A 23,431-nucleotide genomic window follows, 5' to 3' on the forward strand; every position below is an offset into this window, starting at 1 on the left:
TACTGTTTTCTTGCTGGCGCAACGCAGGTATTCGTTGGCGCAATTCATCAAGCGAGAGTAGTTCCTCCTGGTAACCTACCAGACCAATACACTTTTCGTGCCAGCTGCTGCATCCAAGGGGGAAACTCAGGTTCGCAACCGATTCGTCCCGTCACTTTCGATTACACCCGTGGCAAAGCAAGTCCGTGCCGCACGAAATGGAATTTTGATATCATGAGCAACCAAAGGTAGTTGAAATTGATCAGGTTTTGTCTGTGTCCAAAAGGTATATTCTTCTCGAATGTGAGAAATTAATGCAATCACCCTGCAAACATGAATACGATGGGAATAGCTCGGTAGTTATAACGAGCGGGATTTTCTCGTATTTCACAGGTCAGCGCAGGAGTGGTGTTGGAGAAGATTGGTCGGTGGGTCGTCCCGGTTTCCTCGCACCGAAAAATGTTTTTTTTGCCACAAATTTGCTCATCAATTATTGGGCTTGCCACGCTTTAACCAACCAAAAGAAGTTGTAAATTGAGCATCTCCATGCCTGCTCAAATTTTGGAAATCCAGGAGAAGCTCAGAACCGCCTGGAATTTTCTGACCGGTGAGGATCGTTGTTTCCGCTTTGTCGATGGCATGACTCAGCAAGATGGAAATAATGTCCATCGACGGATTGTCCTGCCAATCTCCTCGCCCGACGCAAAGCAGCGAGCCGCGATCGCCTTGTTGATTGGTCGGGAAGATGCAGAGCAGTTGGCGTCTTCGATGTTTGGAGTTTTGAGGAAGGATCTGGCTGAAGAAGATATTGCGGATGCGTGCGCAGAGGCGTGCAACGTACTTTCCGGGGCGATTGTCGAGTATTTGAGTGCCAGCGAGCAGATTCAAATCGGGCTTCCTACGGCCATAGAGGCTGCTGACTACCAGTCGGTTTTGCTTGGTAGTAATATCAAGGCTTTTTTTGAGGGTAAGTCTGATAATCAACAGCTTACCCTCGTTATCTTCGATCCATTGGTAGAGCCAAAGCATCAGGGGAGTGTGTAATGCAATGTTTCATTATTGTCGACGATAGTCGCGCTATTCAGTCCATTATTCGTCGCGCCATAATCGCAGGTGGCTATAACAGCGATTCTGTACATGTTGTCTCAAGTGGTTCGGAAGCTCTGGATTTGGTTGGGACACTCAAACCGGATCTCATTATTACAGATTGGCATATGCCGGGCATGTCTGGGTTGGAACTTGTGCAAACTTTGCGTCAGACGGGCCATCAACTCATCAAGGTTGGTCTGGTTACCACCGAAAAGTCCGAAGCGCGGATGGCGGAAGCGCGTAACAACGGGGTCGATTTCATTTTGCATAAGCCGTTCAAGGACAGTGACTTGATAGCGGCTATCGAGTTATCCGTGGGGTCACCCGGGGATGCTCAGGAGCCTGAGGTGCCTTCAGCTGAGCCGGAAGTAATCGCCAGTGTTGATGCAGTGACGAAGATACTGAAGGCAACTCTGCCAACTCATGCATTTACCCTCAGAAAAGCCGATCTGGCTCAACTGGATATAAGTTCGATGAGAGTTCTGCTCGGTCTGTATTCAAAGGCGGAACGTAAATCTGTTGACGCGCTTTGCGTGATGGATATGGCGTGTGCAGAACTGATCGGTTCTGCCGTCCTCGGTTACAACCCGCTTCAGATGCAATCTGCCTTGGCTTCAGACGCAGGGAGAGAAGTGATTGTGGAGTCGGTGTCGTCTTTTCTCAAGCAGGTTGCTGCCCTATTCCCTTCGCTGGATAAAGTGCCTCATAAGCTGGCGCGCTCGAGTATTCTCGGCTTTGAATCAGCGCCATTAAAAAAAGCGCTGCATCACAATGCGGGTGTTCAGGTTTACGAATTGCAGATTCAAGGCTTGGGTCGGGGTTGCTTTGCCTTGCTGAAGCTCACCGCTTGATAAATTTTCGCACTGTGAAATTGGAACCAATCATGAAAAGAGTAATGGAGTCCCGTTCCCATGGTTTTATTGACTTTGGTGCACAGTGATACAGTCGATTATCGAGCTTTTTAAAAGCGTGACGATGACTATCGATTCGACACAACTGGCCGTGATTGTTGTCACTCTCTGTGCGATAGTTTTTGTTGCTTCGTCAATAACGATGCTACTGAAAATTTTCAGGCGCTCTGAAGATGTGCATGTCGAAGTTAAAGGCCTATTAGCCGAAATTAAAGCTGATATTCAGGTTTCCAAGCTCGCTTCCAAAAATCTCAACCTGCTCATCGAACGATCTTCAGCAATGCTGGCTGATCTTGAGCCTCGTCTTGGGCAAGTTTTCAAGGAATACTCAAAAAACGTCAAGAGATTACCGGTGTCGCCTGACCCCATCGAGTTAACTCAGGATGGGATGAATGTTTTGCAAACTGTTCCCGAAACACCAGGTAAAAACCTGAACAAGTTGCAGAGTGATAACCGCGTTGAACTTAATCGTTTGCTGATGCAGAAAAACAGTATGGATCTGGAACTTGCTGAACTGCGCGAAAAATTTATCAAGAGCGAACGTCAGGTCGTCGATTTGCGACGACAGAACCACTCTGCACGACAGAACCACTCTGCAGAAGAGGCGAAGTCGGCCGCAGAGCAGTTGAGTTTGCTTAACGAGCGTCTGGTTTCCGAAGCGCGAGAGGCTCGTCGGCGCCAGTTGGAATCAGAAGAGAAGCTCCAACCCCTGATCAATGAGCTTCAGCATGTGAAGGCGCGTTTGGAAATTCAGGCGAGGCCGGTTCAAAGCCTGGAAGATAGTGCTGAACTGATGGCGGGCAATGCCGTGTTGCGTGAACGTATTGTCGGGCTTGAGTCTGCGGTCAAGCGGTTACAGAACGAACTGCAGGCCGGCGAAGAAGATCTCTTACGCACTTTGCGCGAGAAAGCATTTATCGAAGAGCGGTTCCTGCAAGATGATAATTCCGCGCTTACAGGTTGAACTAGAGAATGGATCGGAGTCCGTTTCTTTCCTCAGTTAACCTGATTTCACCCTTTGCGATTAACCTGTTTTCCTCAGTTGCCCCCGCTGAAATTGTTGCAAACTGAGCGCTGATGCGGATTTAAAAGAAAACAGAGGACACCACGGTTTTCTGTTTTTTCTGCTCTGAAAACCGGGAAACCGAGGTCCAATCAATTATTTACGGTTTCCAGCCGACATGGATGAGCGCGCCCAGAAAGCCCGCCAGGATCGCCAAGGCATCGAATGCCTGTCTGCCCCGCTGTGTGGCAAGCCATCCTGGGTCCGCATCCCCGTGGCAAGGACGTGCATCCAGTGCAGCAAACCGGCGACGTGCTCCCGAAGGAAACACTCTTGGGGTCTGCATCCCCGTTTCATCGGCATGGGCCACCTCGGCGCTGATTGCTATCGGCCTAGCCATTGCGGTTGGCGTCTACTTCGGCTTCTACCCGGCCCGCAAGGCAGCGCGGCTCGATCCGATCGAAGCGCTTCGCTATCAGTAGTCAAGCAGAGTTAGCACGCTTCCAACGCAGCATTAAACACCGTTGTGTATTCTGAATTCCAAAGAGCAGCATTAATGATCAACGCGTGGACAAGACCGACACATCATCGACTCCCCATCGAGAAGTCGATTTTTTACCATTTTTTTACACGCCGCCCCCTCATTTTTAGAACATTTTAATACCCGATTTTTTAGTATGACGGTGTCGAAACAACATCAAGGAGCGTCCTTATGGATCTCGTCTATCTTGCCGGCATCGGACTTTTCTTCGTCCTGATGGTCGGCCTCGCCACCGGCTGTGCCCGACGGGGAGGTGGCAAATGACCTGGCTTTACGTTCTGAGCGGTGTCGTGGCCGCTGGTCTGCTGGTCTATCTGATTGCTGCGTTGCTAAATCCGGAGGACTTTTCATGAACTCGCACGCCTGGATTCTTCTTGGCCTTTTCCTGACGGTCCTGCTGTTGACCGTCAAGCCTCTGGGCGCTTACATCGCCAATGTAATGGAAGGACGGTTCCGTCTGGCCGGACTGATCGAGCGCCCACTCTACCGACTGTGCGGCATCCGCCAGGACGTGGAAATGGGCTGGCTGAACTACACGTTCGCCATCCTGCTCTTCAACGTCCTCGGCGCGTTCGCTGTCTATGCCCTGCAACGGCTGCAACTCTGGCTGCCGCTCAACCCCCAGGCGATGGCCAATGTCAGCCCGGACTCGGCATTCAATACGGCCATCAGCTTCGTCAGCAACACCAACTGGCAAGGTTACAGCGGCGAAGCCACCATGAGTTACCTGACGCAGATGCTGGGGCTGGCGGTGCAGAATTTTCTTTCCTCGGCCACCGGCATCGTCGTTGTCATCGCCCTCATCCGTGGCTTTGCCCGCCATTCGGCCAGGACCGTCGGCAACGCCTGGGTCGATCTGACCCGTGTCACACTTTTTGTCCTGCTGCCCATCGCTCTGGTTTTTGCCGTCTTCCTGACCAGCCAGGGCGTCATCCAGAATTTTGACGCCTACAAGGACGTCACGACACTGGAAGTCACCCGCTACGACACGCCCAAACTGGATGCCGCCGGACAACCGATGAAGGACGAAAAAGGCAACGCCATGACCGAAGCGACGGAAACTCCGACGCAGACGCTGCCTATGGGCCCGGTCGCCTCGCAGGAAACAATCAAGATGCTCGGCACCAACGGCGGCGGATTCATGAACGCCAATTCGGCGCATCCCTTTGAAAACCCGACGCCGCTCTCCAACTTCGTCCAGATGCTGTTGATCTTCCTGATTCCGGGCGCGCTGTGCTTCACCTTCGGGCGCATGGTCGGCGACACCCGCCAGGGCTGGGCCGTGCTCTCCGCGATGACCCTGATGTTCGTGGTTCTGGCCGCCGCCGCCATGCATTTCGAGCAGCAGGCCAACCCGCTGCTGACGCAACTGGGTGTTGATCCGGCTTTTGGAAACATGGAAGGCAAGGAAACCCGCTTCGGCATTGCCGATTCCGCCTTGTTCGCCGCCATCACCACGGCGGCATCGTGCGGTGCGGTCAATTCCATGCACGACTCCTTCACCCCGCTAGGGGGTATGGTGCCACTGGTCTTGATGCAACTCGGCGAAGTCGTCTTCGGCGGCACCGGCACCGGCCTCTACGGCATGCTGGTCTTCGCCATCATGGCTGTCTTCATTTCTGGTCTGATGATCGGTCGCACGCCGGAATACCTGGGCAAGAAGATCGAAACCTACGAGATGAAGATGACCTCCATTGCCATCCTGGTCACCCCGCTTCTGGTGCTGCTCGGCACGGCCATTGCCGTGATTGCCACCGACGGTCGTGCCGGCATTGCCAACCCCGGCGCCCATGGCTTCTCGGAAATACTCTATGCCTTCACCTCGGCCGCCAACAACAACGGCAGCGCTTTTGCCGGCCTCTCTGCCAATACGCCCTTCTACAACGTGATGCTGGGCATTGCCATGTGGTTCGGCCGTTTCGGCGTCATCGTGCCGGTGCTGGCGATGGCCGGCTCGCTGGCCGCCAAGAAGCGCATTGCCGTTGGTGCCGGCACGCTGCCGACCCATGGCCCGTTGTTCGTCACGCTGCTGATCGGCGTTGTGCTGCTGGTCGGTCTTCTTAACTATGTGCCCGCGCTGGCGCTCGGCCCGGTCATCGAGCACCTGCGGCTCGCCTCCGTTCACTGAGCCACGGGAGAAAACGATGACACGCAAAACGTTCAGTCTGTTCGATACGACACTGGCCATCCCGGCCATTCAAGAGGCTTTCAAGAAGCTCAATCCGACCGTGCAATGGCGCAATCCGGTGATGTTCGTCGTCTATGTGGGCAGCATCCTGACTACCGTTCTCTGGTTTCAGGCCTTGGGCGGCAAGGGCGAAGCATCCGCCGGATTCATCCTCGCCGTCGCCCTCTGGCTGTGGTTTACCGTCCTCTTCGCCAATTTTGCCGAAGCGCTGGCCGAAGGGCGCAGCAAAGCCCAGGCGGCTTCCCTGCGCGGCCTGAAGAAGGAAACCTGGGCCAAGAAGCTCTTGGAGCCCCACTTTGGTGCTCAATGGCGAATGTTCCGGGCCGAAGATCTGCGCAAGGGCGACGTGATCCTGATCCAGGCGCACGAACTCATTCCCGCCGATGGCGACGTCATCGAAGGGGTCGCCTCGGTGGATGAATCCGCCATCACCGGCGAATCGGCCCCGGTCATCCGCGAATCGGGCGGCGACTTCTCCTCCGTCACCGGCGGCACGCGGGTACTGTCCGACTGGATCGTCGTGCGCGTCAGCGTCAACCCCGGCGAAACCTTCGTCGACCGCATGATCGCCATGGTCGAAAACGCCAAGCGCCAGAAAACGCCGAACGAAATCGCCCTGACCATTTTGCTGGTGGCGCTGACCATCGTCTTCCTGGGCGTCACGGTCACCCTGTTGCCTTTCTCGATGTTCAGCGTCGAGGTGGCCCAAGCCGGAACGCCGGTTACTATCACCGTACTTATCGCGCTGCTGGTCTGCCTGATACCAACCACCATCGCCGGACTCCTCTCAGCCATTGGGGTGGCCGGCATGAGCCGCATGATGCAGGCCAACGTGATCGCCACCTCCGGACGAGCGGTCGAAGCGGCTGGCGACGTCGATGTGCTGCTGCTCGACAAGACCGGCACCATCACTCTTGGCAACCGCCAGGCGTCAACCTTCCTGCCGGCCGATGGCGTCAGCGAAGCCGAACTGGCCGATGTCGCCCAGCTCGCTTCACTCGCCGACGAAACCCCGGAAGGACGCAGCATCGTCATCCTGGCCAAGCAGCGCTTCCAGTTGCGCGAGCGGGACATCCAGGCGCTGGATGCCCACTTCGTGCATTTCTCGGCCAACACGCGCATGAGCGGGGTGGACATGGCTGGCCGCCAGATCCGCAAGGGCGCCGCAGAGGCTATCAGGAAGCACGTCGAAGCCCAGGGCGGAAACTTCCCCAAGTCAGTGTCGGTCAAGGTTGATGAAGTCTCCCGTCGCGGCAGCACGCCGCTGGTGGTGGCCGACACCGCGAACGGAAAAGCGCTCGTTCTCGGCGTCATCGAGCTCAAGGACATCGTCAAGGGCGGTATCAAGGAGCGTTTTGCCGAACTGCGCAACATGGGCATCAAAACCATCATGGTGACCGGCGACAACCGGGTAACGGCAGCGGCCATTGCCGCCGAAGCCGGGGTCGATGACTTCCTGGCCGAAGCGACCCCGGAAGCCAAGCTGGCCCTCATTCGCCAGTACCAGGCCGAGGGTCGTCTGGTGGCGATGACCGGTGACGGCACCAACGATGCCCCGGCGCTGGCGCAGGCCGACGTGGCGGTGGCCATGAACAGCGGCACCCAGGCGGCCAAGGAGGCCGGCAACATGGTGGACCTCGACTCCAATCCGACCAAGCTCATCGAGGTCGTGGAAACCGGCAAGCAGATGCTGATGACGCGCGGCTCGCTGACCACCTTCAGCATCGCCAACGACATCGCCAAATACTTCGCCATTATCCCGGCGGCCTTCGTCACCACCTACCCGCAACTCGCCGCGCTGAACGTCATGGGGCTGGCCAGCCCGGCGTCGGCGATCCTGTCGGCGGTGATCTTCAACGCCCTGATCATCGTCTTCCTGATTCCGCTCGCGCTGAAGGGCGTCAAGTATCGACCGCTCGGTGCGGCGACCCTGCTGCGCCAGAATCTCGCAATTTATGGCCTGGGCGGCGTCATCGTTCCCTTTATCGGCATCAAGGCGATCGACCTGCTGATCGCCGCTGTCGGTCTGGCTTGAACAAGGAGAAGAACCCCCATGAAAACCCTGTTATCTCAGTTTCGCCCCGCTGTCAGCCTCTTCGTGTTGCTCACCGCAATCGTTGGCGTCGCCTATCCGCTGCTCGTCACCGGCATCGCCAAGGTCGCCTTCCCCGAGGCGGCGGATGGCAGCCTGATCCTCAAGGATGGAAAACCGGTTGGGTCCCGCCTGATCGGGCAGAACTTCACGGAAGCGAAATATTTCTGGGGCCGACCGTCGGCCACTTCTCCCCAGCCCTACAACGCTTCCGCCTCCAGCGGTTCCAATCAAGGGCCGCTCAATCCGGCGCTGACCGATGCCGTCAAGGGCCGAATCGAAACCCTGAAGGCGGCCGACCCCGACAACACCGGTCCGATTCCGGCCGATCTGGTCAACGCTTCGGCCAGCGGCCTCGATCCTCACATCAGCCCGGCCGCCGCGGAGTACCAGGTCAAGCGTGTCGCCACGGCGCGCAAGCTCGACCCGGCGGCGGTCAGCGCCCTGGTGGTCAAAAACACCGAGGATCGCCAATGGTCAGTCTTCGGCGAGCCTCGGGTGAATGTGCTCGAACTCAATATCGCGCTTGACGCGCTTCGCTAACGCGACTTCCTCGTTAGCGAAACACCGTCTGGAGCACATCAATGCATCCCTCGAATACATCCAGGGTAAATTTGTTCTAACAATCCGACGTCATACCGGCGAAGGTGACCGAAGGAAATGCAGAGCCCGGTATCCAGATTCGTCCATCTGATCAAGATGTTAAAAGACCTGTTTGATAAACGAACTGGATTCCGGGTCAAGCCCGGAATGACGGTAAATCAATGGGTTAGCGCTAGAACCAATTTACCCTGCGAATACATCCGCGTTACAATTCAGGTCAATCTTTCCATGGTAATCATCGGTTCAGTCGGCATTTCCCTTTCCCTTCGCTTCAAACGCGCCGGCTGACTATAAGGTCAAAAAAACCATGCCCGATCAACGCCCCGATCCCGACCAGTTGCTCGACCGCATCAATGCTGAAGCAGCCAAGGCCCAGCGCGGCAAACTGAAGATTTTCTTCGGCGCCACGGCCGGGGTCGGCAAAACCTACGCCATGCTCGACGCCGCTCAGCGCCAACTTCAGCAAGGGGTGGATGTAGTCATCGGCGTGGTGGAAACCCATGGTCGCTCGGAGACCGAGGCCATGGCAAACGGCATGGAGCGTCTGCCGCTGCGGGACATTCCCTATCGCGGCCGCTTGCTCAAGGAATTCGACCTGGATGGCGCACTGACCCGCAAGCCGGCGCTCATCCTGATGGACGAACTGGCCCACTCCAACGTGGCCGGTTCGCGGCACCCGAAACGCTGGCAGGATGTGGACGAATTGCTGGCGGCGGGCATCGACGTCTATTCGACGGTGAATGTCCAGCATCTGGAAACCCTCAACGACGTAATCAGCGGCATCACCGGCATCCGGGTATGGGAGACGGTGCCGGACAAGGTGTTCGATACCGCCGACGAAGTGGTGCTGGTTGACCTGCCTCCGGACGAACTCCTGCAGCGCCTGAAAGAAGGCAAGGTCTATCTGCCCGGGCAGGCGGAACGGGCGATTCGCAACTTCTTTCGCAAGGGCAACCTGATTGCCCTGCGCGAGCTGGCACTGCGCCGGACGGCCGACCGGGTGGACGACGACATGTTGCAATATCGGCGCGAGCGCCTCGTATCGTCGGTCTGGCAGACGCGCGATTCGCTGCTCGCCTGCATCGGCCCCGGTGACGGTGTGGAAAAAATCGTGCGCACCGCGGCCCGCCTGGCCAGCCGGCTGGAAGTGCCGTGGCACGCCATCTACATCGAAACCCCGGCGCTGCAACGCCTGCCGGATAGCAAACGCCATCGTATCCTGCGCAATCTCAAACTGGCTGAAGAACTCGGCGCAATCACCGCGACCTTGTCCGGCAGTGACGTGTATGAAGAGACGGTCAGCTATGCCCGCGATCATAACCTCTCGAAAATAATTGTCGGACGGGATCACCCGCGCCCCTGGCGTTTCTGGTTCCGCTCTTTTGCCCATCGCATCGGCCAGCGCGCTCCCGACCTCGATGTGGTCCAGGTCGCCCGCACCGAGGGGGTCAGGGAGCATGACCGGGATGACCGGCAGAAAATCGTCGAAGGTGTCTTCAACCACTGGCCGGACTATGCCATGGCCTTTCTTGGCTGCGCCTTGGCGGGCCTCTTTTCGGCTGCCCTGTTTCCGCTTTTCGAACTGCCCAACATCGTGATGATTTTTTTGCTGGCCGTGGTCCTGGTCAGCGTGCGTTTTGGCCGCGGGCCAGGGGTGCTGGCTTCATTCCTGTCGGTCGCCATTTTCGATTTCGCCTTTGTTCCGCCGCGCTTTTCCTTTGCCGTCACCGATGCGCAGTATCTGATGACCTTCGCCGTCATGCTGATTGTTGGCCTGATCACCGGTCAACTCACTGCTGGTTCCAAATACCAGGCCAGAGTCGCTACGCGCCGCGAACAGCGGGTGCGTTCGCTCTATGAAATGTCCCGCGATCTGTCCGCCGCGCTTGTGCCCGAACAGATCGCCGAGATCGGTGAGCGCTTCATCGAGACGGAATTCGGCGCCAAAGCGGCTTTCTTGCTCACCGATGAGAACGACAAGATCCAGCCGCCGATTGCTTCGGCCAACACTTCGGCCAACGCCTTGTCCGGCGTCGACCTGGGCATTGCCCAGTGGGCCTTCGATCATGGCGAGGCGGCCGGGCAAGGCACCGACACACTGGCGGCCAGCCCCATCCTCTATCTGCCGCTCAAAGCACCGATGCGGTTACGCGGCATCCTGGCTCTCGAACTGCGCCGCTCGGACCGCCTCCTGATTCCCGAACAACGGCGCCTGCTCGATACCTTCGCCTCGCTCATCGCCCTTGCCCTGGAGCGGGTGCATTATGTTGATGTAGCCCAGAACACCACCGTGAGCATGGAGTCAGAGCGCCTGCGCAATTCCCTGCTGTCGGCCATATCGCATGATTTGCGCACACCCATGAGTGTCATTGTCGGGCTGACGGATTCCATGTTCCTGACCCGACCGCCGCCGACCGGCGCCCAGGCCGATATTGCCCGATCCCTGCGTGAAGAAGCCCTGCGCGTCAGTGACCAGGTCAATAATCTGCTCGACATGGCGCGCTTGCAGGCCGGTCGTGTAACCCTGAACCGGCAATGGCAACCACTGGAGGAAGTAATCGGCAGCGCCTTCAAAAGCGCCGAGCGATCATTGACGCAGCATCTGTTCAAGGTCTCGCTGGATGAAAATCTGCCGCTGGTGGAAATCGACTTTGCGCTGATGGAGCGTGTCTTTTGCAACCTGCTGGAGAATGCCGCGAAATACACGCCGCCGGGTAGCGTGATCGAAATCGGGGCCAAGGCCACGGATAAGTCGGTCGAGGTGTGGGTGGAAGACAACGGACCCGGACTCCCGGAAGGGAAAGAGGATTTGATTTTCAAGAAATTCGAACGCGGCCAGCCGGAAGGTTCAACGCATGGCGTCGGCCTGGGTTTGGCCATTTGTCGGGCGGTCATCGCGGCGCATGGCGGCGAGATTCGTGCCGAGAATCGGCCTCATGGCGGAGCTCGCTTTCTGTTCTCCCTGCCGAAAGGCCATCCGCCCGTTCTGGCGGAGGAGGAGGAGGAAGACGAGGAAAAGAATGAGATTGTTGACCCTGGGGAGCAATGCTGAATGCCTGCCAACAAACCGGTCGTGATCATTATTGAGGACGAAGACAAGATTCGTCGTTTCGTCAGGCTGGCTCTGGAAGAAGAGCAACTGGATGTGTACGAGGCCGATTCCGTCAAGCGCGGTCTGATCGAGGCGGGTACCAGGCAACCCGACCTGGTTGTTCTCGACCTTGGCTTGCCGGATGGGGACGGGATTGATTTTATCCGGGATTTTCGCACCTGGTCGGAAGTCCCGATCATTGTCCTTTCGGCGCGTACGGTCGAGTCCGACAAGGTGGCCGCACTCGATGCCGGTGCCGATGATTATCTGATCAAGCCGTTCGGTACCGCTGAACTGCTAGCCCGCGTCCGGGCGAATCTGCGGCGCCGATTCAAGACAGGCACAGCAGGATTGACGGTATTCAGGTTCGGCAGGATTGAGGTTGATTTTGGCAAACGCACGGTTGAACAGGACGGGCAACCAATCCACCTGACACCGATCGAATTCAGGCTGCTTGCCTATCTGATTGCCAATCCGGATACGGTTCTTACGCATCGCCAGTTGTTGAAAGCCGTGTGGGGACCATCCCATATCGATGACAGCCACTATGTACGCATCTACATGGGACACGTCAGAAAGAAAATCGAGAATGATCCGACCCGACCCAACCACATTCTTACCGAATCCGGTGTCGGCTACCGTTTTGTTGCCTAGATATGTCATATGCGTTTTCCGAGGTGTTCATGCTTCAACGCTGCGGATCTTGTGCGGCTTCAGATCGATTTCGTCCAGAATGCGCCAGACCGTGCTCTTGCCGGCGCGGCCAAGTCGCGCGAAGCCTGCCTCTTCCGCATGCTCGGACACATAGCGCGCCAGCGCAGAGATGCTCCACAACTCCGCCGCCAAGCCCAGATCTTTGGGCTTCACGCAGGCCAAGCTGACCACCCAGGCTTTGGCTTCCTCAGTAATTTCGGGTGCATGCGGCCGATGGTAGGTATCCTGCCACTCATTCCATTCGAAAATCTGCCAGCGATTCCAACCCAAAGTCGGCCACCCAACTGAAGCCCCAGTGTTAGAGAATTCAACAGGCGCATTAAGTATTTTCGGCTATTTAGTTGACGGTTATGTAAATGAGAATGTTTCGCAAAGGTAATGTTGAGAATGTGGCGTCGCAACGAGCGCTTGCCAGGTGGAGTTTGCCGGCCTTAGCCTTGACCTTGGTCGGCTCATCAACAATACTTCTTTTCCACAGCGATTCAGCACATCCTTCCGAACGCTGATTACTTCTATTTGATCATGGTGGAGAATCGTTTCCATGAATGAGCACGAAGATCTAAAAAGCGCCGGTCTTAAAGTGACTCATCCGAGAGTCCGGATACTTTCCATTTTCCGGGTGGCCGAAACGCGGCATCTGAGTGCCGAAGAAGTCTTCAAGCGACTCTCTGTGCAGCAATCGGACATCGGTCTGGCCACCGTTTACCGGGTGCTCACCCAGTTGGAGGAGGCGGGCGTACTCAGGCGCAGCAATTTCAACGCCGGCAAGGCCGTATTTGAACTCAACGAAAGCAACCATCACGATCATTTGATCTGTCTGGGTTGTGGACGTGCAGAAGAATTCAACGATGCAAAAATAGAAAAACAGCAGAAGGTCGTTGCAGATTCATTCGGCTACGCCTTGAGCGATCACCAACTTGTCCTGTACGGCTATTGCGCACTTTGTGCCGCCGAGCTGGCGAAAGGTAACAGTAGCTGAGCACTGGCACTGGAGTGATTCAGAGGCCATGAAGAATCGAGAAAGGCCTCGACACCCAGCGTATTTCAGCCCGCGCCCATGGCCAGCGCCACGCGGTAGGTAATGAACGAGGCGGCATAGGCCAGGGCAAACAGATAGCCGGCCATGACTGCCGGCATGGTCCAGCCGCCGGTTTCGCGCTTGACGGCCGCCAATGTGGCCAGGCACTGCGGCGCAAACACATACCAGGCAAGCAAGGACAGGGCAGTAGCCAGGCTCCAGCTCTGCGCGATCAATGGTGCCAGGGCTTGTGCCGCATCCTCGCCCGCCACCGAGAGGGCATAGACGGTACCCAGTGCGCTGACCGCCACTTCGCGTGCTGCCATTCCCGGCACCAGTGCGATGCTGATCTGCCAGTTGAAACCAATCGGTTCAAAAATCACCGCCAGCCCTTTTCCCATCATCCCGGCCAGGCTGTATTCAATGGCCGCTGCGGTGGCGCCGTCCGGCGGCGAGGGGAAGCTCGCCAGAAACCACAGCAGGATGGTCAGAACGAGGATGATGCCGCCCACCCGCTTCATGAAGATCATCACCCGCTGCCAGATGCCGATGGCGATGTTGCGTACCGTCGGCAAGTGATAACTGGGCAGCTCCATCATGAGTGGGCGAACTTGCCGGCCGGCTGCAGTAAATTGCTTCAGCCCCCAGGCCACCGCCAGCGCGCCGATAATGCCGGCAAAGTACAAGGCCAGCAATACCAGTCCCTGCAACTCGAGCAGACCCCACACCTCGCGTTGCGGGATGAAGGCACCGATCAGCAACGCATAGACGGGCAGCCGGGCCGAACAGGTCATCAGCGGTGCGATCATGATCGTAACCAGACGGTCGCGCGGGTTGGCGATGGTTCGCGCGGCCATGATGCCGGGAATGGCACAGGCGAAACTCGACAACATCGGAATGAACGAACGGCCACTCAGGCCCACACCGCCCATCAATCGATCAAGTAAAAAGGCAGCGCGCGGCAGGTAGCCCGACTCCTCCAGGACGAGAATGAAAAAGTAGAGGATGACGATCTGTGGCAGGAAAACCAGTACACCGCCGGCACCGGCAATGACGCCATCGACGAGCAGGCTCCTCAACCATATTTCCGGCAAGAGGGTGTTTGCGGCCTCGCTCAGGGCGGCGGTTGCCGTCTTGATCAGGGTCATCGGAACTTCGGCCCAGGAAAACACGGCCTGAAAGACCAGGAACAGGACCAGCGCCAGCAGCAGCGGCCCAATAACCGGGTGCAAAACGACGCGGTCGATGCGATCGCTCGCCGTATGTGGCACCACGTCGTCCAGCCCCAGGCGTTGCAGGATGTGGCGCACCACGAGGTGGTCGGACTCGCTGCCGTGGGGGTCGCCCGTCGCGGTCGATCTACTCATGCCGGGCGCGATTGGCAGCGGCGAAATGGATCGCCACAGCGCCGGATCATCAAACAGTTCAAGCAAAGGCTCGGCACCCGAGCTCTGGATGGCCACGGTACTGACGACCGGCATGCCAAGTTCAGCCGCCAACGTTTCGGGTACCACCTTGATGCCGCGCTGCTCGGCCAGATCAGCCATGTTGAGGGCGATCACGCAGGGCAGGCCAAGCCGTTTGACGGCCAGCGCCAGACGCAGATTTCGCCGCAGGTTGGTGGCGTCGACCACGCACACCACCAGGTCCGGTCGTTTCTCGCCGGCGGCGCGGCCAAAGAGCACGTCACAGGTCACGCGCTCATCCGGGGAGCGCGGATACAGGCTGTAGGCGCCTGGCAGATCAAGGATGCGCAGCGTCTTGCCGGCCGGCGTGGTAAGCCGGCCTTCCTTACGTTCGACGGTCACCCCGGCATAGTTGGCGACCTTCTGCCGGCTGCCGGTGAGCAGATTGAACAGCGCCGTCTTGCCGCAGTTTGGATTGCCGACCAGAGCCAGCAATGGGCCGCTCGGGTGGATGTGGATGACGGCCCGATTCATGCCTTGCTCCCTTCATGAATTGCATAGTCCGCAGTCGCCGCCGCGCGCACCGGATCAAGCGAAGGCACTGGCGCGACCCGGATACAAGCCGCTTCGGCCCGGCGCAAAGCAAAGGTCGATTGGCCGATGCGGACAACCAGCGGATCACCGCCAGGCAGGGCACGCGCCATCAGCATCACGTGTTCGCCGACGATGAAGCCGATTTCCTCCAGCCAGCGCGCCCATTCGGGCGCTGCCTGCGGTGCCTGGACCTGCTGTACAGTCAGTGCGTGACCAATCGATGCGAGATCAAGGGTGGCGGCTAAGTTCCGGTTTTCTGCGTGGGTCAAAATAACCTCCTGGATTGAGTTCAAGCCTGGATTACTGGAAGCGCCACTTGGCTCCGAATGCAGGATTGCCAGCGCCACTCGCATCGTCCCCGGGAGTGCTCCAATCAATGCGGGCATGGCTGAGCCCGGCAAATACATCGAGCGTGTCAGTCGGGCCACGGGTATAGACGACGGGCAAGGTACGTGTCCGGTCGGTGCTGCCAGCCACTTTGGCGCGATCTTCGTTGAACGAAAATTCGAGTTGGTTACCGCCGCTACCCTGGGTGCCCGTATCGTCAGCAATCAGCGGCTGGAAGGCCAAGGCCGGGTGCGAAAAACAGGAAAGCGTGAGCAGAAGAATCCGGCTAACAGCGCCTCTGGTTGAATTCCTGAAGCTGCAGCGCATATCGAATGTCCAAGTCAAACCTACGTTGGTATTGCGAATGGTTCTCATCATACATGAGAACCATTCGCAATGGTCAGGCTATTTTCTTGAGTTACCGCGATAAATGATTGCGATGCTGACCCTATAGTTCGGCCCCTATAGTTCGGCTAATCAGGCTAAATACCGTGGTATTTCCGCAAGGTTACCCACAAAGTAGCAGGTTCAGACTATCCGGCCTTCTTCTTCCGCGTCCAGAGCTCCTCGCACGGCGCCGGGTGATCACGGATGTCTGACACTTTCTCCTCGCCGAAGCCCCATCTGCCTTCTGCCGCGTAGTCCATCAACTGCCGCCGACGATTTTTGCTGGCCCAGTCGCCGTGCTGGCCTTTGCTATCCGGCTTGAGGTAATCGCGTATCAGTGCCGCGACAAATTCCGACTCCGTCTGGGTGTTCTCGCCGTGGCGCAACACCAGGTCGTGCTCCATTTCACCGGAGGGCGTGAAGTAGGCGTTGTCGTTGAATAGCCGCGCCGACAGATTCAATAGATGGTCAACGGCTGAATCCTCGGTGAGCAATTTCAGCACGTCATCGATATAAGACGTGTCCGTCTTCTGGAAAACGATGCGCCCGCGATTGAAATCGGCCTCGCTCGGCGGCACGCTCTTTCCGTCCGCATCAGTCAAATTGAACTTGTCGTGGGCCGATAGGCTGGCGAAAGAGGAGGTCGAAACCAGCAGCCCGCGCACCTGGAAAGTCCATTCTTCGCCCTCGAATTCCACCTTCTGGCCGCTCGCTGCAAGTTGTCGCTCGACCACATGCGGCACGTAGAGCGTGGAAACGATCTTGTAGTCTGACCAGCCGCCGCTGGCGCCCAGCGCCAGACCCTTGGGATCGACAAAGCCGAAGATTTGAGTGCGCGTTTCGTAATCCACGATCCAGACGATGAAATCAGGATAGAACCAGTCCGAATCGTCCACCCGCAAGCGGAAAGAATCATCCCGTTTCTCGATATTGCGCTTGAGCCAGATATCCTTGTTGCCCCATTTCAGCGGCGTCTTGTCGCTCTTCGGGTGGTTCCCTGCCGGGTAAAGACGGCGGATCAGGTCGCGCACGAAGGCTTCTTCGTGCACATCCAGTTTCCCCGGCCCGACATCAATATCGTCCTGGCTTGGGGAGAGCAGCAAGGGTTGATAGACGCTGCCCGGTGCAAACACCTCGATCGAACCCTGGGGCTCGACGATCAGCGGCAGGTTGTCGATATCCGGGCAACAGAGCGTGGTGCCAAACAATCCGCCCTGCACTGGTGCTGCTGGCTTTTTACTGGACATTGGGGAAATCCTTGAAATACTGCTCAGGAATGCCGCTGGCGTGCGCTCCGATCAGGGCGTAACGACTCTTGCGGTTTTCCTGTTTTCGATAGGCGCCTTCAAAAAGGCGGCGAACCACGGTGCAGGCCAGGCGATTCAGGCGCAAAAGATCGCTGGCGTCGCTCACCTTCAACATCCCCGGCAGACCAAGAATTTCGAATTTATCGCTGCTCAGAGCGCTGCCGATGGCATGGCGGTCGAAGGCAAAATTCCACCAGCGTTGCGTGCGTTTCCACTCCAGCATGTCGCGATAGATGGCGTCGTGGTCGAGCAGCGCGGCCCAGTGCTTGAACTCGCCGGTAATGTCCTGGCCAACCACACCCTGCAGCGCCGATACGTTGCCGTCCTTGAGCCTTGCGGTGGCAATCGAGGCGGTGAGCGATACCTTTATCCGGTTAACCCCGGCCAGCCAGCCGGCTCCCATGACCGACACCTGAAAGTCACTGGCGGGCGGGGCAATGGCGCGAACCGACTTCAACACCGCTGGCGCACGCATGCGCACCGGACACTCGATGCGTCTGGAATCCGGCACGCCATTATCGGACAGGCTCTGCAAAAAGGTATTCAGGTAGCCAGATTTCAGGCCGAACACATAAGCCGTTTGCAAGGGCGCAAGCGCTGCCGGCGGCTTGTCCAGTCGCTTGCCATTGCCGCCCACGCCGGCAAAACGCACCACCCGACCGAACATCTGAATGATCAGCGAGCCTTCGCCCTGGCCCAGTCGCAGCAAGGTCAGGCTCGAAGCGCGAAAGTTGTCCCAGCCTTCGGCGAAGCGCCGCGATCCGATCAGCACATTCAACCCGCTGCCGGGCGCATCGAGCGCGGCAAAAAGCGAAGCCGATAGCGCATCGTCTTCAACGGCCAGACCGGCAGATTCCAGTGCCTTCTTGAGGCCGGCGGCATCGCCCACGTTGACCACGCCGTAGTAGTGCGAAGTATCGCCGCGCAGCAAGCCCAGACCCAGTTCGCCCGTCGCCGCCTTGAGCAGGCGCAGCACCGGTTTGTCGCCCTGCTGCCAGCCAAAGCAATCGGCCAGCATACGTTCGGCCAGGGCATTGACGTCCCAGGCGAGCGTCGCCTGACGCACCTCGGCCGGCAGTATGTCGGCGCCCACCGTCGTCGTGGCGAGCAACTGAACCATGCTTTCGGCCAGCTTCGCCGGATGCGCAAGCATGGTCGACAGGTAAGCCAGCACATCGACCACATCGGATGTTTGCAGTTTGTCGTTTTCGTTTTTCGTACTGCCGATCACCGAGAGCCCAAGCAGCACCCACAGCGGTGCGGCAACCTGCAAGCCCAGTTCCGCTGCCACCTGCTTGCCTTCGGTCGAGCGAAAACTCGCCACTTGATGCCAGTAGGCCAGCAGCGCCGCCGTCATGGTCTGGCGCTGCGCCGTAACACTGGCCTCCGCCGTGGTCTGCACGCGCACATGCCAGAAGTCCTTGCCATAGCGATCCTGGTGGAAGCGGTCGTAGGCATAGTCGAAGACCACGGCTTTGGCGTAGCGGTCGAAGGCATGTTCGCCTTCGGCAACCTGGCCGAAGGTGGCGGAAAATTCGATCAACAAGCCGCGCTGGCCGGGTATCGGCGCATTTATTCCCGCCAGATCGGCCTGCAGGGCTTTCCAGACGCTGGCCTCGGACTTCTGCCCTTTGTGCCCCTCATCGACGAATACCAGATTGCGCCCGTCGGCAAAAACCGAGGTTGGCACGGTAACGCCATCGCCCTTTTTCTCGGTCGCCAGTTTGTTGATGTCGAGCACGATCACCGCCTCCGGCGGCAAACGGCCCATCGCCGACGCATCGCCATCCATCGGGTAGGCAAAGACCTCCCAGGCCGACAGCCCGCGCAACTTGTTGGCGTGCTGGCGCGTCAGCGATTCTGAGGGTGTGATGACAATCAGCCGGTCCCACGTGCGCCGCTTTTCGAGCAGCGCCAGGCAAGCGTGCAACACATGGGTTTTGCCAGCCGCCGTTGCCATCCAGAAGGCGGCCAGTTGCAAGTCGGCCTCGACAAAGGGCGATACCTCTTCGCCCTTGGGCTTGTTGGCCTCCAGGAAGTCATTCAGGCGCACAAGAAATGCCGCCGCATCGTCCCATTGCGCATCAACCCAATGGGCAAACTGCATCAGCGCCAGATACTGGGCATAACGGGGAGCAAAACTCACCCGCGCACAGGCTTGTCGCAACTCGGCATCCAGCGCCGATAGATGGCTGGAATCGCCCGCACAAACCGAGCCCAATGCTTCCAGATACTTGCCATCGCTCAGCCCGCGCGCCGCGCCAATCGTGGTTTCGACCGTGCGCAACTGCGCCATTGCCGCCGTCAAGGGAATTCCCGATTCGGCGGCCAGCGCATCGCGCAGCACCAGTGCCGCCTTCAGCCGGGCGTGGCCGGAACGTTTTACTGCAACAGCCATTCGCCAAATTCCTTGATGTGCTCATGCATGGCATCCGGCGCGAGATCGAGTTCCCCCGGCCAGGTGACAAAGTAGCCGTTCACGTAAAGCTTGTTGAACTCTGCCGGATCGCGCAGCTTCTCGAACACGCCACGATAGGCGCTGGGGGCAAAACGGACCTTGCCCTCGACACCGTCAGCAAATTTGACTTGAAAGCAGCCAGGTTCGACGACTCGGGCTTCAATCACATCCCATTCCATTTTCGTCTCCTTATTCCAGGGGGGCAATTTCAATGGGTTGCTGGTGTTGCTGACACAACGTCCAGTCACTCATCAACTCGTCTCGATGAAGTTCCGCCCAATCCAGCACCAGCTCGATGGCACGGCGGGGCAACTTGCCATCGATCACTTCCAGGCTGCGGATATTGATCACGGCACGATACTCAGCATATTCCGCACGAAAATGCGGCGGCGCATGTTCGTTGAAAAACATGCGGATGACGATGCCAAAAAATCGGCTGATGATGGGCATCTTCAGTTCCTCCCGAATTGCAGTGCAAAGACGGATTCAATGGCTTCCAGGCTGTCGCAACCTTCGAAGCAGAGGCTAGCCGGGTCGTTGGTATAAACGCGGTCAGCCGGGTGGGCACCGAGTTTTTCAGCCACCCATTCGGCGGAACCGGCGGTGGCGCAATCGCGGAAGAACACCGATACGGATTGTCCGCGCCGATTGCGACCGAGCATCACCACGCCTTGCGCTTCGCGGTAGAGGCGGCTGACATCCATGCCCAGCAGGTAAGGCAGGCTCTCGACCAGATCGACCTCGCACGACCGCGCCTCGCCGCCGCCACTGGCGCGCTTCAACTGATAACCGAAGGGCGAGCTGAAGCGATCGACGCCGCAATAGAGGGAGCGCGAGGTCTTGTTCATGCGGTAACGCAAGGCGAAGGCCTTGTCGTGAAACAGGAGTTCGCCGGAGTCGCCTGCGCTGACTTCGGCATCGAGGCTTGCTAGGGTGTCGTCGTATTGTTCAAGGGCCTGCACTTTCATGAACAGACCAACTCCATCTAATTCTATTGCCTTGCCGCCGGACCAGGTTGTCGCTACTGCGGCTTTTTCAATTCTGGGTATGGTGAAAGAATGGATGTAATCATTCGCCTCAAAAATAAGGAATTTCCGAGATCCGTCATCCACCTTGTTTAGGTTCAAGACGGCGTGAGGAGTAGTCCCTGACCCGGCAAAAATATCGAGCACCAAGGCCTCTTCATGTGCACCAGACACCGACAGGCAATCCTCGACCGCATGAACAGATTTTGGAAAAGAAAATTCGCGCTTGTTAAACATGTTCTTTAACAAAACGCTGCCGTACTCAACTGCTGAGTGTTCAGGTTTTACCCATACTGTTGAGGGCAATGAGCCTTCGCTCTGCGGGCGAACCTTCCTGAATATCGACACTACACCCCCTACGTTCCGTCGGACTTCGAGGTCTTTCATGCTTTTTAGTGCTGTCACATGGCCCCAACTCCAAACGCGCTCTGTTCCATCATCATTGATGGGCAGGAGAACTACTTCTGTTGCTGATGGTGTTTCTAATACCTTCCAATCCTTCTTGTCTTTCTGCCACTCAAGCTGTGGAATTCTGATCTTGTCGTTCACGACGTAGATTGGATAGAACTGTTTCGGACGTGCCGACCTATGGGTAGTCGCGCCGCCCCGTTTTCTAAAATTCTCCCAAGCGAATGGCCCATCTTCATCTGAGTTTCCAAAATGTGTAGCTTGAGCCTCAGACCGTTCCAGCAAGCCAATATCAGACCGAGTTGATATGCCAGAGAAAATCGCGTACTCGTGACTTACTCGAAACCCTTTTACTGAAGGACGTCCAGACGGGCTGTTCTTAATTACAACAGTCCCAAGGAGATTATCCGAACCAAACTCTTTTGAAATGATTTCCAGAAGCTCGTTCTTCTGAAAGTCATCAATCGTTATGCAGGCAACCCCATCCTCAAGCAGGTAGTTACGAACAACTCCGAGGCGGTTCTGAATGAATGCTGCCCACGATGCTTTTCTATATCCGTTCTTATAGCTAATCGGTCCTGCATCGGTGTTGTATGGCGGGTCGGCATAAAGGGTCTGCACACGATGCCTATATTTCTCCTGCAAGGTATTGAGCGCCTGCCAGTTATCCGACTGAATCGCCACGCCATCCAGCGCATCATCCAGCGGGGTTGTCGCTGTCACCGCGTCCAGCATTGACCATTTGAACGCGGCATCGAAGTTTCGCGTATCCACCGGCAGCGGCAGGTAATCCGTTCGGTAGGGAATGCAGGGCGGTTCGTTAAAGACGAACTGGATTCCCGCTTGCTCGGGAATGGTGGCGCGAATACAGGCGGTGGCATCAGCGTAGTCGCCCAGACCAAGTTCATTCCACTCCTGGCGCTGATTTTTGACGATGCTGCTGATGTTCTCGACCAGCCACTGGGGGCAATAAAGTGCCAGCCGGTCCAACGTGATGACGTAGCGGGTTTCGAATACCAGCTTTTTCTTCTCCCACAGCATTTTCTGGAAATCTTCCAGCGTGGCCAAAAAGTCGATGATCTGCCGGCCGACCTCGCGCACAATGCGCGCCACTTTCATGGCGCGATTGGGAAGGTCGCTGCCGGCCAGCAATTGATCGGTATCGAGTACCTCGATTTTGATAAAGATGTCGAGGTCTTCGGACAGTGCTTCTTTCAGCCGCTTGTGGATAAAAAAGTCGCTTTGATTGCGCGCGATGAATCGGCCAAGCCAGCGGCGGATATCGGCGCCGTTTCCAGACATGCCACCCGTGGCGGCTTTCTGCACGGCGGCGACGATCTCGTCCTTTTGCTTCTCGGACTGGGCGCCCTTGAGGTAGTTGAGGCGCACCTTGATGATTTCGTCTTCCCTGGTTGCCGCGTCCAGCGCGTAATGCGCCTTGTCGTTGGGCTTCAAGGCGGCACGGGTGGCTTGCAGGGTCTCCGGGGCGACGGTGAACAGAAGGCGTTGTCCGGACGCCAGGCGCACCGGAAAGTCGGTGAAGATGTCGCCCGACTTGATGTAGTACATGTCCTCGGTGGCCCAGTGGAACTCGGTGTCTTCGCCGGTCGATTTGACGTAGCGGGCACCACCCTTGCCGTAGCGCCGCTCAACGATGAAATCACCGTCCTGGTAATGCCGCGAGAAGAATTGGTAGAGGCGATTAAGCACCTCGGCCCGGTCCTGTTGCACGGTTTGCTGGCTGCCGAGCGTTTCGCTGCGGCTGCGGTATTCGGTGACCAGCCCCTTGAGTGCGGGAAAGCCCTCGGCCTGCGCGAGCGAAGCTTCGCGCTGTTCCTGCGTCATGCCGGGTTTCAGACCCAACTGCTTTTCCAGATCCTTGAGGCGGAATTTGTCGTCGGCCTGCGACTCGTGGCCAATGCTGGCGAAGGCGGAATCGAGCAATTCGCCCAGGCGCCCACCGTGCAATGCCTTGGACTCCTGGTCGGTGACGATCTCGCCAAGGAAGGCATGAATCTCGCGGTTGTGGCGGCGAATGATGCGGTAGAGACCAAAATCGAGTGCTTCGGCTTCGTCAAGCTGGAAAAGCTCGGTCATCAGCTCGACAAAACGGGTTTCCATCTGCTGCCGTTGCGATGGCAAAGTGGCTATTTTCGAAGGTGAAGTTGCCATTTAATTCCTGTCATTGTTGATCCATGCGCCGCCAATATTCTTGAGCAATTTTTGCCGCATTGCCAGCTGACAAATCTCGCCCCATTGGAGCCACCGAATCGCGGCCTAATGGTGCCAG

At 57.6% G+C, this 23,431-nt stretch carries 20 protein-coding genes and 1 pseudogene; 12 read left to right on the top strand and 9 right to left on the bottom strand.

What is annotated here, in order from left to right; all coding sequences use genetic code 11:
- Positions 1-513: 513 nt before the first annotated feature.
- The 10 genes from ACOYNV_RS17585 to kdpE all read left to right on the top strand — a co-directional run bounded on the left by ACOYNV_RS17585 (position 514) and on the right by kdpE (position 12,151).
- Positions 514-1,023: a chemotaxis protein CheX gene (locus ACOYNV_RS17585; RefSeq protein WP_422901102.1), complete on the top strand. Its 510-nt coding sequence runs from the start codon at positions 514-516 to the stop codon at positions 1,021-1,023.
- A complete protein-coding gene (locus ACOYNV_RS17590) occupies positions 1,023-1,919 on the top strand; it encodes a response regulator (RefSeq protein ID WP_422901103.1) in 897 nt (298 codons plus the stop codon). The genes ACOYNV_RS17585 and ACOYNV_RS17590 overlap by 1 nt, the downstream gene beginning before the upstream one ends.
- Before the next feature lie 124 nt (positions 1,920-2,043).
- On the top strand, positions 2,044-2,943 hold the full coding sequence (locus ACOYNV_RS17595) for a hypothetical protein (protein ID WP_422901104.1): 900 nt from the start codon (positions 2,044-2,046) through the stop codon (positions 2,941-2,943).
- Between the two features lie 221 nt (positions 2,944-3,164).
- Entirely contained in the window at positions 3,165-3,464 is a 300-nt protein-coding gene (locus tag ACOYNV_RS17600; RefSeq protein WP_422901105.1) for an ABC transporter permease, read from the top strand.
- Positions 3,465-3,783: 319 nt separating this feature from the next.
- Positions 3,784-3,876, top strand: coding sequence for a K(+)-transporting ATPase subunit F (gene kdpF / locus ACOYNV_RS17605; RefSeq protein WP_422901106.1), 93 nt, complete (start codon positions 3,784-3,786; stop codon positions 3,874-3,876).
- Complete coding sequence (gene kdpA / locus ACOYNV_RS17610) at positions 3,873-5,651, top strand: potassium-transporting ATPase subunit KdpA (protein WP_422901107.1); 1,779 nt, start codon at positions 3,873-3,875, stop codon at positions 5,649-5,651. Before kdpF ends, kdpA begins: the two co-directional genes overlap by 4 nt.
- Positions 5,652-5,667: 16 nt before the next feature.
- Positions 5,668-7,746, top strand: coding sequence for a potassium-transporting ATPase subunit KdpB (gene kdpB, locus ACOYNV_RS17615; protein ID WP_422901108.1), 2,079 nt, complete (start codon positions 5,668-5,670; stop codon positions 7,744-7,746).
- Between the two features lie 18 nt (positions 7,747-7,764).
- Positions 7,765-8,346, top strand: a complete 582-nt coding sequence (gene kdpC, locus ACOYNV_RS17620) for a potassium-transporting ATPase subunit KdpC (protein ID WP_422901109.1) — start codon at positions 7,765-7,767, stop codon at positions 8,344-8,346.
- A 367-nt stretch (positions 8,347-8,713) separates the two neighbouring features.
- On the top strand, positions 8,714-11,458 hold the full coding sequence (gene kdpD, locus ACOYNV_RS17625) for a two-component system sensor histidine kinase KdpD (protein WP_422901110.1): 2,745 nt from the start codon (positions 8,714-8,716) through the stop codon (positions 11,456-11,458).
- On the top strand, positions 11,459-12,151 hold the full coding sequence (gene kdpE / locus ACOYNV_RS17630) for a two-component system response regulator KdpE (RefSeq protein ID WP_422901111.1): 693 nt from the start codon (positions 11,459-11,461) through the stop codon (positions 12,149-12,151).
- Between the two features lie 42 nt (positions 12,152-12,193).
- Here kdpE and ACOYNV_RS17635 read toward each other — a convergent pair.
- A pseudogene (locus ACOYNV_RS17635) lies at positions 12,194-12,439 on the bottom strand (IS630 family transposase); the annotation flags it as partial.
- Between the two features lie 313 nt (positions 12,440-12,752).
- Between ACOYNV_RS17635 and fur the strand changes: the two are divergent.
- Positions 12,753-13,190 carry a ferric iron uptake transcriptional regulator gene (gene fur / locus ACOYNV_RS17640; protein WP_422901112.1) on the top strand — a complete coding sequence of 146 codons (438 nt, stop codon included), beginning with the start codon at positions 12,753-12,755 and terminating at the stop codon, positions 13,188-13,190.
- A gap of 65 nt (positions 13,191-13,255) precedes the next feature.
- Here the strand turns inward: fur and feoB are convergent, their stop codons facing one another.
- The 8 genes from feoB to ACOYNV_RS17680 all read right to left on the bottom strand — a co-directional run bounded on the left by feoB (position 13,256) and on the right by ACOYNV_RS17680 (position 22,710).
- Positions 13,256-15,169 carry a ferrous iron transporter B gene (gene feoB, locus ACOYNV_RS17645; RefSeq protein WP_422901113.1) on the bottom strand — a complete coding sequence of 638 codons (1,914 nt, stop codon included), beginning with the start codon at positions 15,167-15,169 and terminating at the stop codon, positions 13,256-13,258.
- Positions 15,166-15,498, bottom strand: a complete 333-nt coding sequence (locus ACOYNV_RS17650; protein WP_422901114.1) for a FeoA family protein — start codon at positions 15,496-15,498, stop codon at positions 15,166-15,168. The genes feoB and ACOYNV_RS17650 overlap by 4 nt, the downstream gene beginning before the upstream one ends.
- 31 nt (positions 15,499-15,529) lie before the next feature.
- Positions 15,530-15,934 carry a hypothetical protein gene (locus ACOYNV_RS17655; RefSeq protein WP_422901115.1) on the bottom strand — a complete coding sequence of 135 codons (405 nt, stop codon included), beginning with the start codon at positions 15,932-15,934 and terminating at the stop codon, positions 15,530-15,532.
- Between the two features lie 155 nt (positions 15,935-16,089).
- Positions 16,090-17,190 carry a hypothetical protein gene (locus ACOYNV_RS17660; RefSeq protein ID WP_422901116.1) on the bottom strand — a complete coding sequence of 367 codons (1,101 nt, stop codon included), beginning with the start codon at positions 17,188-17,190 and terminating at the stop codon, positions 16,090-16,092.
- A complete protein-coding gene (locus ACOYNV_RS17665) occupies positions 17,180-19,648 on the bottom strand; it encodes a DEAD/DEAH box helicase family protein (RefSeq protein WP_422901117.1) in 2,469 nt (822 codons plus the stop codon). The genes ACOYNV_RS17660 and ACOYNV_RS17665 overlap by 11 nt, the downstream gene beginning before the upstream one ends.
- Positions 19,633-19,887: a DUF2442 domain-containing protein gene (locus ACOYNV_RS17670; RefSeq protein WP_422901118.1), complete on the bottom strand. Its 255-nt coding sequence runs from the start codon at positions 19,885-19,887 to the stop codon at positions 19,633-19,635. Before ACOYNV_RS17670 ends, ACOYNV_RS17665 begins: the two co-directional genes overlap by 16 nt.
- Before the next feature lie 10 nt (positions 19,888-19,897).
- Positions 19,898-20,158: a DUF4160 domain-containing protein gene (locus ACOYNV_RS17675; protein WP_422901119.1), complete on the bottom strand. Its 261-nt coding sequence runs from the start codon at positions 20,156-20,158 to the stop codon at positions 19,898-19,900.
- Between the two features lie 2 nt (positions 20,159-20,160).
- Positions 20,161-22,710: a DNA methyltransferase gene (locus tag ACOYNV_RS17680; protein WP_422901120.1), complete on the bottom strand. Its 2,550-nt coding sequence runs from the start codon at positions 22,708-22,710 to the stop codon at positions 20,161-20,163.
- Between the two features lie 15 nt (positions 22,711-22,725).
- Here ACOYNV_RS17680 and ACOYNV_RS17685 point away from each other — a divergent pair, with 15 nt between their 5' ends.
- Positions 22,726-23,304 (top strand): hypothetical protein, encoded by a 579-nt coding sequence (locus ACOYNV_RS17685; protein ID WP_422901121.1) that lies wholly within the window; start codon positions 22,726-22,728, stop codon positions 23,302-23,304.
- Positions 23,305-23,431: the final 127 nt, after the last annotated feature.

Origin of the sequence: Propionivibrio sp., assembly GCF_049316945.1 — a bacterium.
GTDB lineage: Bacteria > Pseudomonadota > Gammaproteobacteria > Burkholderiales > Rhodocyclaceae > Propionivibrio.